This is a genomic window from Nocardia sp. NPDC004568, from assembly GCF_040609955.1.
Classification (GTDB): domain Bacteria; phylum Actinomycetota; class Actinomycetes; order Mycobacteriales; family Mycobacteriaceae; genus Nocardia.
In genome coordinates, this window is the sequence record NZ_JBEXLL010000010.1 from 100,754 (window position 1) to 112,289 (window position 11,536).

The following is an 11,536-nucleotide window of genomic DNA, read 5'->3' on the forward strand; positions in this document are numbered from 1 at the left end:
CCTGGCTCCGGCCTCTTCACAGGGCCGGCAGCTTGCCCATGGCCGTCCGGATCACCTCCAGGAAGAAGCGCTGCGCGGCGCTGCGTCCGGGTGCGTGCCGGGTGTAGGCGGCCACCTCGACCGGTTCGATGGGCCAGGGCAGCGCGAAGATCCGCACGGAATGGGTCCGGGCCAGCGCGCGGGCGACCCGCTCCGGGACGATCGCGACGAGTTCGCTGTCCTGCACCACGTACGGAAGAGTCGCGAACCGGGTGACCCGGACCGCGATGCGACTTTCCAGCCGCTGTTCGACCAGTGCCCGGCGTGGTCCGGGATGCCCACTGGCCCCGTCCACCACCACATGCCGTTCTCGCTCGAGATCGGCGTGCGCCGGAGTGCCGGTGCGCAGCCGGGGATGGTCGGCGGCGACCATCCCCGCGTATCCCTCGGTGAACAACGGTGTGCGCCGCAACCGGGGCGAATCGAGGACCGGGCTGGCCACGATGGCGTCCATCTCGCCGCGCGCCAGCCGGTCGGTCGCGGTATCCAGGTCGAACGCCTGCACCCGCAGGCCCGCCCGTGGCGCCTGGGCCGTCAGCTTCGCCAGGACCAGCGGGAGCACCGTCACCTCACCCAGGTCCGAAAGCCCGAGGGTGAAACGGGTGGGCCGGTCCGGGTCGAACTCCGTCGCCGCGCCCAGTGTTTCGGTGACCTCCGCCAGTGCCGCGCGCAGCGGCGGGTACAGCCGCTCGGATTCCGAGGTCGGCACCAGGCCGCCGGGCCCCCGGGCGAACAGTTCGTCGTCGAGCCGCCTCCGCAATTTGCCCAGTCCGTAGCTGACGGTCGGCTGGGTCACGCCCAGCAGATCGGCCGCGGCGGTGACGCTGCGCGTCTCGTAGAGCAGGACGAATGTCCGCACCAGGTTCAGGTCCACCTCGGATGTCATAGATCTCCTCTATTCCACTTCTGAAAATCATCTATTGGATTTCTTATGAAGCGGAGCTTAGCGTGAGTGCCGCCACAGTCCGGGTCGCATCGTGGCGACCCGAAGATCAGAAGAGAACCCCATCATGAACAAACTGCTGTCGTGGCCGGCCGCGCTGTGCTGGCTCACCGTGCTCCTCGACGGGTACGACCTCGTCGTCCTCGGCGCGGTCATTCCGACACTGATCGACGAGAACCACGCCGGGTTCACCGCCTCGGGCGCGACCTTCGCCGCGACCATCTCCCTGGTAGGCGTCGCCATCGGCGCCGCCGGAGCCGGTCCGCTCGCCGACCGCTACGGCCGCCGCTCGGTCCTGCTGGCCTCGATCGCCCTGTTCTCGGTATTCACCATCGCGGTGCCGTGGGCCGGATCGGTGGCCGTGTTCGCCGCCTTCCGATTGCTCGCGGGGCTCGGGCTCGGCGCCTGTATGCCGACCGCGCTCACCTTCATGGCCGAGCACATGCCCGCCTCACGCCGGGCGTTCGCCAGCACATTCACCATGACCGGCTACCACTTCGGCGCGGTCCTGGCCTCGCTGTTCGCGCTCTGGCTCGTGCCGAACTGGGAGATCCTGTTCTATGCCGGCGGGATCGCCGGATTCCTGCTGCTCCCGCTCATGTGGTGGAAGCTGCCCGAATCCGATGCCTATCTCGCGGCCCAGGGCACAACCGAACGCGTCGGCCCCACCGTGGTCCTGCAGCCGAGGTACCTGCGCACCACCCTCGGCGTGTGGGTCGGTTCGTTCATGGGGCTGCTGCTGGTCTACGGACTCAACACCTGGCTGCCGAAACTGATGCGCGACGCCGGATACAACATGTCCACGTCGCTGACCCTCCTGCTGGTGCTCAATATCGGCGCCATCATCGGCCTGATCGTCGCGGGGACACTGGCGGACCGGCGCGGCACCAAACCGACCATCCTGATCTGGTTCGGCGCGGCCGCGGTGCTGCTCGCGCTGTTGAGCATCAAGGTGCCGAATACCGTGCTGCTCAACGCCCTGGTGCTGGTGACCGGTATCTTCGTCTTCTCGGCTCAGGTGCTCGTCTACGCCTACGTCACGCAGGCCTACCCGGCCGAGGTCCGCGCCACCGCGCTCGGTCTCGCCTCCGCGGTCGGCCGCCTCGGTGCCATCTTCGGGCCGAGTATCACCGGTGCGCTCATCGTGGCCGGTTCCGCCCATCCGTGGGGTTTCTACTTCTTCGCGGTGGTCGCCGCGATCGGGTTGCTCGCGCTGGCGACGGTTCCCCGCCTGGCCGCCCGGCACACCGAATCCTCGGCCCCCGCACCCCTCACCGGACCCGGCGAGACGAAGGAGTACGCACTGTGACCACCACTCGGACCCAGGTAGCGATTGTCGGCGCGGGCCCGGCCGGGCTGCTGCTCTCCCATCTGCTGCACCGATCCGGAATCGACTCGGTGGTCATCGATATCCGCAGCCGGCACGATATCGCCACCACCATCCGCGCCGGAATCCTGGAGGCGGGCTCGGTGCGCACCCTGGTCGATACCGGGGTGTCGGATCGAGTGATCACCGACGGCGACCGGCACGACGGTGTGGTGTTCCGGTTCGGCGGCGAGAACCACCGCATCGACTTCCAGGAGCTGGTCGGCGAATCCGTCTGGCTGTACCCGCAGAACGATGTCTTCGCCGACCTGGCGGCCCGCCGCGAGACCGACGGCGGCGATGTGCGCTACGGCGTGTCCGATACCGCGGTCGACATCTCCGGGATGCGGCCCGTGGTGACCTTCCTCGATTCCGCGGGGCGCCACGGCCGAATCGAGGCGGACCTGGTGGTCGGTTCCGACGGCTCCCGGTCCATCTGCCGCAAGGCCTTCCCGGCCGGGACCCGCGGTGAGTGGTTCCGTGAGTACCCGTTCGCCTGGTTCGGGTTCCTCGCCGAGGCGCCACCCTCGCATCCGGAACTGATCTACGCGCAGTCCGAGCACGGTTTCGCGCTGGTGAGCCAGCGCACGCCCACCATGCAGCGGATGTATTTCCAGTGCTCGCCCGGCGAACGGCCCGAGGACTGGGACGACGACCGGATCTGGGCGGAGATGCGCCGCCGCGTCAACGGGAACGGGTTCGAGATCCACGAGGGGCCGATCAGCGCGAAGATGGTGCTTCCGTTCCGCTCCTTCGTCACCGCCCCGATGCGCCACGGCAGGTTGCTGCTCACCGGCGATGCCGCGCACACCGTACCGCCGACCGGCGCCAAAGGGCTCAACCTGGCGCTCGCCGATGTCCGCGTATTGCACGAGGCGATCACCGATTTCCTGGCGGGCGCCGGGGAGGAGGCCTTGGACCGTTACACCGACCGGGCTCTGGACCGGGTATGGAAGGCTCAGCATTTCTCCTACTGGATGACCACCATGCTCCACTCCGTGGAGGGGGCGTCGCCGTTCGATACAGCGCGGCAGCGGGGCGAACTCGAGCTGGTCACCGGTTCTCGGCACGGCGCCGCCTACCTGGCGGAGGCGTACACCGGGTGGCAGCAGGCGGCCTGATCCCGGGGGCTCGCCCATCCGGGCCGCCGCTGCCGGATTTCCGCGCGAGCGCGGGCCGGGCCCGGCCCGCGGCGCCGGATGTAGCGCAATCGACACAGCCGGCGGGTGCGGCGAGGATACTCGTCCTCGCGGCCACTCTCTCCTACGCACGACACCGCACTTCAGGAGTCCCCCTATGACCACCACCGCCGATTCGGCCACCACCGCGTGGCGCGACGCGCTGTTCGACGGCACCTTCCGCCCCGTCTCCCGCACGCTGCCCGTGCTCTCGCCCGCCACCGGCACGGTGCTCGACACCGTGGGCGAAGCCGGCACCGCCGAACTGGAGACAGCGGTGCGCGCGGCGACAGCGGCGCAGCGGGACTGGGCGGCCCGCACCTACGACGAGCGGGTGGCCGTGCTGCTGCGCGCGGCGCAGTCGCTGGGCGAGAACCCGGACCGGCTCGGTTCCTGGCTGGTCGCCGAGGCCGGTTCGGGGCAGGGCAAGGCGGCGTTCGAGGTCGGCCTGGTGACGAGCGAACTGCAGGAGTCCGCGGCCCTGGCCGCGCACCCGTACGGAGAGATGCTGCGCTCCGGGAAACCGCGCCTGTCGATGGCCCGCCGCATCCCGGTGGGGGTCGTGGGGGTGATCTCGCAGTTCAACTTCCCCGCCATCCTGTCGATGCGCTCGGTGGCGCCGGCGTTGGCCCTGGGCAACGCGGTCATCCTCAAACCGGACCCGCGGACTCCTATCTCGGGCGGGCTGGTCCTGGCCGAACTGCTGCGGGACGCGGGACTGCCCGCCGGGGTGCTGCATGTGCTGCCCGGTGGTGGTGCACTGGGCGCGGCGATGGTCGAACATCCGCGGATCCCGTGCCTGTCCTTCACCGGTTCCACCGCGGCGGGGCGCAGGATCGCCGCGGCGGCCGGGCCGCTGCTCAAGAAAGTGCATCTCGAGCTGGGCGGCAACAACGCGCTGCTGGTGCTACCCGATGCGGATGTGCAGGCGGCCGCGTCGGCGGGTGCCTGGGGATCGTTCCTGCACCAGGGACAGATCTGCATGACCACCGGCCGGCATCTCGTGCACCGGTCCGTCGCCGAGGAGTACGTGGCCGCCTTGGCGGACAAAGCGCGCCACATTCCGGTGGGCGACCCTGCCGACCCGGACAACGCGTTGGGCCCGATCATCGACGTAGGCCAGCGCGACCGGGTGCACGGACTGGTCACCGCCGCTGTCGAGGCGGGGGCGACGGTGGCCGCGGGCGGTCGGTTCACGGATCTGTTCTATCGGCCGACCGTGCTCACCGGCCTCACCCCGGACAACCCCGCATGGACCGAGGAGATCTTCGGTCCGGTGGCGCCGGTGCTGGTCTACGACACTGTCGAGGAAGCCGTCGATATCATCAACGCCTCCGAATACGGGCTCTCCGTGGGCATCCTCACCGGCGATGCCTTCCGTGCCTACGAACTCGCCGACCGGATCGTCGCGGGCGCCGTGCACATCAATGATCAAACCGTGGACGACGAGGCGCCGATCCCGTTCGGCGGTCTGAAGGCCTCCGGAGTCGGCGGCCGATTCGGCGGGCCGACCGCCAATCTGGATACGTTCACCGAAACCCAGTGGATCACCGTGCAATCCGAGATTCAACGGTACCCGTTCTGAATGTGCCGCGCGGGCCGGCCACCGACCGTCGGCGGCCGGCGCGGTGCCGGCCGGGTTCCGTCGGACCCGGGATCGACGCAGGGCCGAAGGTGGCGCCGCGCCCCGGCCGGTACCCGGCGCCGGGGATATCAGGCGAGCAGCGCCTTGGTCTCCAGTGCGTGCGGGGCGGACAGGACGTCGGCGGTGCGGCCCTGTTCGACGACCGCGCCGTCGCCGAGAACCACGATCCGGGGGCAGTAGGCGGCGACCACGGCCATATCGTGGCTGATGACGAGTGTGCCGATACCGCGGGTGTGCCGGGTGCGCTCGATCAGATCCATGATCGAGCGGGCGGTCCGGTCGTCGAGCGCGGAGGTGATCTCGTCGCAGATGAGGATATCGGGCTCGGCGCCGAGTGCACGCGCGATGGCGATGCGCTGGCGCTGGCCACCCGACAGTGCGCCGGGGTAGCGGTGCAGCAGGTCGGGCTCGAGGTCGACGCTGCGCAGCAGCCCGGCCGCGCGCTCGGCGACCTCGGAACGGGCGGTGCTCCCGTTCAGGCGTAGTGGTCGCGAGAGCGTCTGCAGCACCGTGTGTTTCGGGTTCAGCGTGGACAGCGGGTTCTGCGGGACCAACTGGACGCGGCGCCGGTCGCGCCGGTTGCGGCGGGCCCGGCCGACGGACAGCGGCCGGCCGTCGACCACGAGGGTTCCGCCGGCCTCGGTGTGGATCCCGGTGAGTACCCGTGCCAGTGTGGTTTTCCCGGCCCCGGACGGGCCGGCCAGTGCCACCGATCCTCCGGCCGGGATCGTGAGATCCACGGAGCGGAGCAGGTGTGCGCGCCCGGCGGTCGCGCAGATCGCGGTGGCTTCGAGGGTGGGTGGCCCGGCGGCCGGCTGCTCTGTGGCGCGGGCGGCGATCCGGGCCGGTGCGGACCGCGGCGGTGCACCGAGTTCGACGACGTCGTCGGCGAGCCGGTGCAGGATTCCGGTGTTGTGCCCGGAGACCACCAGCGCGATCTTGTCGTCGATGGCCAGTGAGCGCAGCAGGTCGGCGATGGCATTGCGCAGGTTCCCGTGGAGACCGGCGAGCGGTTCGTCGGCGACCAGGACACCCACCTCGCGCACGAGCGCGACAGCGAGCGCGACACGTCGCTGTTCGCCGCCGGACAATTCGCCGGGGCGCCGGCGCAGGAAGGATTCGGGCAGGTCCACCCGGGCGAGGGCGGCACGGAGCGTGCTGTCGCTCGGCCGGGCCGCGGCTTCCCGGAGCAGGGTGCGCACCCGCATGGTGGGGTTGAGTGCCGCGCCGGGATCCTGATCGACGAACGCGATGGTGCGGCGCCGGAACGCCTGCCGGGCGGCAGGACTCAAGGCGAAGACATCCCGACCGGCGATGTGCACGGTGCCGCCCGTTCGGGTGGTGCCGGGGCCCAGATGCCCGAGCAGAGCCCGCATGAGCGTGGTCTTGCCGGTCCCGGACGGGCCGGTCAACGCGGTCACCGCCCCCGGCGGCACGCGCAGCGAAATCGGTGCCAGTAGCTCGGCGCCGGACAGTGCGTGAATCGACAGATCGTCGACGACTACGCCGCCGCTCATGACGACCGCTCCCCGGCGAACACGGTCACGGCGCTGTTGACGCTCACCGCCAGCAGACCGATGGCCAGACTTGGGGCCAGCACCGCTGCGGGATTGAGCAGGATGCCCGGCGCGTTCTCCCGGACCATGACCGCCCAGTTGGCGGCGCCCAGCGAGGTGGGCAACTGCAGGAACGACACGGTGCTGACGATGTAGATGGCCTCCACGAACCGCAGACCGAGCTGGGTGAGCAGTGTATGACGCAGATTCGGCAGCAATTCGCGGAACACCAGGTAGCCCAGCCGTTCCCCGCGTGCCCGGGCGGCTTCGACGAAGCCGGTGCGCGCGACACCACTCGCGGCCGCGGCGAATACGCGCGCCGAATACGGCGTTCCCGCCACCACCGCGACGGTGATCACTCCCGCGGTGCCGGATTCGGGCCACGACAGCATGAACAGCAGAATCGCCAGCACCGGTGGCAGCAGCATGCACAGGTCCGTGGCGCGTTCGATCCACGCGCCGGCGCGCGGGTGCAGCGCCGCCGTCGAACCCAGGACCGCCGCACAGGTGGTGACCAGCCCGGCGATGAGCGCGGCGAGCACCAGCAACCCCCAGCCGCCGTGCAGCAACTGACTGGTGACGTCCTGGCCGAGGCGGTCACCGCCCAGCCAGGCGCCACCGCCGGGCTTCTCGAACGCGATGCCCACCGGATAATCGACCGGATGCGGCGCGAGTAAGGGACCGGTCGCCGCGAGCACGGCGACCAGTACGGCAGGGGTTACGGCCACCACGACGCGGTGGCGAGTGAGCACGGGCATCATCGCCGGCCCCGATTCGCCCAGAGGCGGATTCCATCGGCCGCGAGGAGGACACACATGATCGTTGTGCCGGTCAGCGCTACGATCGCGGCGACCAGTGCGGTATCGCGGTCGGCGACGGAGCCGGCGATCAGCGCGCCCACACCGGGGTAGTTGAATATCGTCTCCACGACGAGGGCGCCGCCGAACAAGGTGCCCACGGACGTGGCGAAGGATGCCGCGATGGCCGGCAGCGCGAACGGCACCACATGCCGGAGCAGGACCGTCCGCTCCGGTGTTCCGTTCAACAGCGCGTTGTCGACATGGGGTGCCGTCGCCGCGTCGAGCAGCGCGCCCCGAACGACTCGGGTGTTCCAGGCCGCCTGCGGTATCGCCAGCGCGGCGACCGGCAGCACCAGCATCTCCGCGCTCGCCGGATATCCCGCCCGATCGGTGAAGGTCACCGAGGGGAGGATGCCGAGCCACAGTGAGAACACCAGCACCATGACGATCGCCACGACGAATTCCGGGATCGCGGTGACGAAAGCCGTGCCCGGCGGCAGTACCCGGGCCGCGAGACCGGAAGGTCGCGCCGCCCACCACATTCCGCACAGCAGGGCGACCGCCACGGTGACCAGCATGGCGATCGAGGCCAGGAGCAGCGTCTGGGGGAAGTGCGCGGCGAGTAACTCGTTCACCGACTGCCCATGCGCGGTGGTACCGAAATCGCCCGTCACCGCACCGGTGAGCCAGGACCGGAAACGCTCGGGGAGAGGGCGGTCGAGACCGAGTTCGTGTTCTTTGGCGGCGATTCGGTCCGCGTCCGCGTCCCGCCCGAGCACGGCCCGTGCGGCGTTGCCCGGCAGCAGATCGACCACCAGGAACACCAGGGCGAGCAGAACGAACAGCAGAGCGAGCCGGCGTGCCACCGGACCGGCGACCTTCCTCAATTCGACAACCACGCTCGTTCGAGTTGCACCCGGCCGTACCCGCCGAGGTCGGGCAGCCCCTGAACCGAGCCGGCGGCGATATCGATACCGTCGGCCATACCCCACACGATGTACCCCCCGCGCTCGTACTGGATTCGCTGGATCTCCCGGCTCGCTGCGACGAACTCGGTACCGCCGGGGGCGGCGAGGGCCCGGGCGTAGGCCCTGTCGAAGGCGGGGTCCTCGAAATGGGTCTCGTTCCAGGCGGTCCGCGACGTCATGACCTTGCTGGCGAAGAACACCACCGAATCGTTGGTGCCCCAGTTGACCGTGTAGAAGGGCGCCTGTAGCCACGTCCGGTCGTAGAAGTCGTTGGCCTCCTGGACTACGACCTCGATCTTCAGGCCGGCGTCCCCGGCCTGGGCGGCGAAGACCCGGGCGGACTCGACTTCGCCGGCGGCCTCCTGTTTGGTCACCAGTTCGTAGGTCTTCGAGGTGTCGAATCCTGCTTCCGCCAGCAGCGTCCTCGCCCGGTCGAGATCGCGTGCCCGCTGCGGAAGGGTGGTATCGAAGCTCGGATCCGCGGTACCCAGCACATCGTTGGCGACCGTGCCGTAACCCGAGAGGACCTGGGCCACCATGGCGTCGCGATCGACGATGAGGCGCAGCGCCTCCCGTACCCGCGGATCGGCGAACGGCCCATCGGAGGTACGCATCGCGATCGCCACCGCCACATCGTCGGGCCGCCGGACGACCTTCAGATCACCCCGGCGTTCGGCCGTGCGCCCGGCCACCGCGCCGACGCTGGAGGCCAGATCGATCTGGCGGGCCATGATCGCGTTCGACAGCGACTCCGGGCTCTCGAACAGGGTGACCTCGATCGCGTCGAGCAGCGGCGGGCCGCCGTGCCACGCCTCGTTGCGCACCAGTCGCGCATTGCCGCGGTCGAAGGATTCGAGCCGGAACGGCCCGCTGCCCACGCCTCTGGTGAAATCGGTGGTGCCCGCGGGCGCCACGAAGGTCATCATCCGCAGCAGCAGCGGCAGTTGGCTGTTCGGCGCCGCGCAGGTCAGCACCACCGCATTCGGACCCGCGGGTCGGATATCGGCCACCGAGGACACCGGAACCTTGGTCTCCCCGGCGATCTCGCGCAATCGGCGCAGCGACCACACCACATCGGCCGAGGTGACCGGCCGTCCGTCATGGAAACGCGCGCCTTCGGCGAGGGTGAAGGTCCAGGTCCGCTGCTCGGTGTCCGCGTCCCACCGAGCCGCGAGCCGTGGCACCACATTGGGGTCGGCGCCGGGCACGGTCAGCGGATCGTAGAGCAGCGACATGATCAGGAAATCGCTGTCGTTGCTCAAGGTGGCATGGGGGTCGCGCTCGATCTTGGACGATGTGCCGAGCGCGCCGACGCGTAGCGTTCCGCCCCGTCTGGGCGGACCACCGGCGCTCTCGCCCGAACCGGGAGAGCCACTTCCGCATGCGGCGACCGCCACGATCGCACCGAGACCGAGGCCCGCCCGGAACAGTCGGCGCCTGTTGATATCCATACCCGACCCCGTCCGCCTGCTCGATCAGAGGTTAGCCTCCGCTAACTCGATTGAGGTTATCGCGCTATCCGTACCGGGACAACAGCTTCGGTCGGCCGGTGCGGACTCAGGCGAGCGCGAGCGCGAACCAGACGCAGGCGGCGAGCAGGACGAGGGTGATCGCCCATACGGCACGGGTCGTGTAGGTATGTCGCACAGTCGGTCTCCGGATCAGACGAAGGTGAAGCGCTCGGTGTGGAGTCGATCGGCCGGTACACCCAGGGCGGTGAGTGCGTCCTCGGTAGCGGTGACCATGGGTGCGGGTCCGCAGACGAAATACTGCCTGTGCCTGTACCGGTCGGGCAGGTGACGCCGGAGCAGTGCGCGGTCGACGAACCCGCGCTCGCCGTCCCACTCCGGTGGCGGGTCCTGTGGCACCGGCACCACGGTGAGATCCAGGCGCCCGGCCAACATCTCGATCTCGCTGTCGAAGGTTCGTTCGTCCATGGTCCGGACCGCGTAGAACAGCAGGAACGGGCGGCGGTCGCCGCGGTCGGCCATGGTGCGCAGGATCGAGACCATGGGGGTGATACCGATACCCCCCGCGATCAGGACGAATCCCGGGCCCTCGTGACGGTCGGGGGTGAACACGCCGTGGGGGCCGTCGAGGAAGGCGCGAGTGCCCGGCGTGATGTCGCCGACGGTGGAGGTGAAATCGCCGAGCGCTTTGATGGTGATCCGGACGCGGCCGGGGTCTTCGGCGCTGGAGGAGAACGAGAAGGGATGCGCCGTGACGGCGAAGGGGGATCGGCCGACGGTCAGCCACCCGAACTGTCCCGGCCGGAACCGCAGGCCGTCGTGTCCGGCCGGGGCCAGCGTCAGCGTCCTGGCGTCACCCCGTTCGGCGAGGTTCTGCTCGACCTGCCACGGCCGCCGCAGCCGCCGGACCGGCGCGACGACGCGCACCCACACCAGCAGCCCGATCAGCGCGAGGGTCATCACCGTCCACAACCACACCTTCCAGGTGGCGTCGAGGTAATAGCCGACCAGCAGCATATGCCCCAACGCCAGGCCCACCACCGCCACCGAGAGCACGCCGTGCGCCAGTTGCCACACCTCGTAGCGGATCCGCAGCCGCCGCCGCCACGCCGAGGTCACCACCACGATCAGCAGCAGCACCGTGGAAGCCACCGCGCAGCGGGCCCGCCACGGCGCCTCGGCGAGGTTCAGCAGTGCCACGATGTCGACCCCACCGATCTGGAGCAGTATCGGGTGGGCGAGAACGAACGCCAGTGCCACATAGGAGACCTGCCGGTGGAACTGCACCAGCGCGTCCTCGCCGAACGGTGCCGCGACCGCCCGGAAACGGGCGACCAACGCGAATTGGGCGCCGAGCATCGACATTCCCACGAAGCCCAGCGCCACCGAGAACTCCACCCAGAATCCCCGGCCGCCCGAGACCGGTCCGATCACGGCGAATACCAGCGGCACCACCGCCACCGCCACGTACAGCGCGATCCATCCGATCCCCCGAACCACCACAGACACCGCTACCTCCCGTCGAAGGGCGTTCCGCTGTGCCCGCCGGCACGCGATCCCACGCTAGCCCCC

9 protein-coding genes are annotated in these 11,536 nt (G+C 69.8%); 3 read left to right on the forward strand and 6 right to left on the reverse strand.

Features of this window, described 5'->3' with window-relative positions:
* Positions 1-16: 16 nt before the first annotated feature.
* Positions 17-925, reverse strand: a complete 909-nt coding sequence (locus ABZV91_RS07980; protein WP_355237160.1) for a LysR family transcriptional regulator — start codon at positions 923-925, stop codon at positions 17-19.
* Positions 926-1,049: 124 nt separating this feature from the next.
* Here ABZV91_RS07980 and ABZV91_RS07985 point away from each other — a divergent pair, with 124 nt between their 5' ends.
* The 3 genes from ABZV91_RS07985 to ABZV91_RS07995 all read left to right on the forward strand — a co-directional run bounded on the left by ABZV91_RS07985 (position 1,050) and on the right by ABZV91_RS07995 (position 5,111).
* On the forward strand, positions 1,050-2,291 hold the full coding sequence (locus ABZV91_RS07985) for an aromatic acid/H+ symport family MFS transporter (RefSeq protein ID WP_355237163.1): 1,242 nt from the start codon (positions 1,050-1,052) through the stop codon (positions 2,289-2,291).
* Positions 2,288-3,469, forward strand: a complete 1,182-nt coding sequence (locus ABZV91_RS07990) for a 4-hydroxybenzoate 3-monooxygenase (protein ID WP_355237166.1) — start codon at positions 2,288-2,290, stop codon at positions 3,467-3,469. Before ABZV91_RS07985 ends, ABZV91_RS07990 begins: the two co-directional genes overlap by 4 nt.
* 175 nt (positions 3,470-3,644) lie before the next feature.
* On the forward strand, positions 3,645-5,111 hold the full coding sequence (locus tag ABZV91_RS07995) for an aldehyde dehydrogenase family protein (protein ID WP_355237169.1): 1,467 nt from the start codon (positions 3,645-3,647) through the stop codon (positions 5,109-5,111).
* 128 nt (positions 5,112-5,239) lie between these two features.
* On the opposite strand, the gene ABZV91_RS08000 is transcribed toward ABZV91_RS07995, so the two are convergent.
* The 5 genes from ABZV91_RS08000 to ABZV91_RS08020 form a co-directional block, all read right to left on the reverse strand.
* Positions 5,240-6,688 carry an ATP-binding cassette domain-containing protein gene (locus tag ABZV91_RS08000; protein ID WP_355237172.1) on the reverse strand — a complete coding sequence of 483 codons (1,449 nt, stop codon included), beginning with the start codon at positions 6,686-6,688 and terminating at the stop codon, positions 5,240-5,242.
* Positions 6,685-7,479 (reverse strand): ABC transporter permease subunit, encoded by a 795-nt coding sequence (locus ABZV91_RS08005; RefSeq protein ID WP_355237175.1) that lies wholly within the window; start codon positions 7,477-7,479, stop codon positions 6,685-6,687. Before ABZV91_RS08005 ends, ABZV91_RS08000 begins: the two co-directional genes overlap by 4 nt.
* A gap of 5 nt (positions 7,480-7,484) precedes the next feature.
* Positions 7,485-8,426, reverse strand: coding sequence for an ABC transporter permease (locus ABZV91_RS08010; protein ID WP_355237178.1), 942 nt, complete (start codon positions 8,424-8,426; stop codon positions 7,485-7,487).
* A complete protein-coding gene (locus ABZV91_RS08015) occupies positions 8,411-9,946 on the reverse strand; it encodes an ABC transporter substrate-binding protein (protein ID WP_355237181.1) in 1,536 nt (511 codons plus the stop codon). The genes ABZV91_RS08010 and ABZV91_RS08015 overlap by 16 nt, the downstream gene beginning before the upstream one ends.
* A gap of 210 nt (positions 9,947-10,156) precedes the next feature.
* The gene (locus ABZV91_RS08020) at positions 10,157-11,473 is read right to left on the reverse strand and encodes a ferric reductase-like transmembrane domain-containing protein (RefSeq protein WP_355237184.1); all 1,317 of its coding nucleotides are present in this window, start codon (positions 11,471-11,473) and stop codon (positions 10,157-10,159) included.
* Positions 11,474-11,536: the final 63 nt, after the last annotated feature.

Excerpts from the sequence above, each read along its gene's own strand:
- ABZV91_RS07980 (WP_355237160.1), bottom strand. The coding sequence starts at position 925 with ATGACATCCGAGGTGGACCTGAACCTGGTGCGGACATTCGTCCTGCTC.
- ABZV91_RS07985 (WP_355237163.1), top strand. The coding sequence starts at position 1,050 with ATGAACAAACTGCTGTCGTGGCCGGCCGCGCTGTGCTGGCTCACCGTG.
- ABZV91_RS07995 (WP_355237169.1), top strand. The coding sequence starts at position 3,645 with ATGACCACCACCGCCGATTCGGCCACCACCGCGTGGCGCGACGCGCTG.
- ABZV91_RS08015 (WP_355237181.1), bottom strand. The coding sequence starts at position 9,946 with ATGGATATCAACAGGCGCCGACTGTTCCGGGCGGGCCTCGGTCTCGGT.
- ABZV91_RS08000 (WP_355237172.1), bottom strand. The coding sequence starts at position 6,688 with ATGAGCGGCGGCGTAGTCGTCGACGATCTGTCGATTCACGCACTGTCC.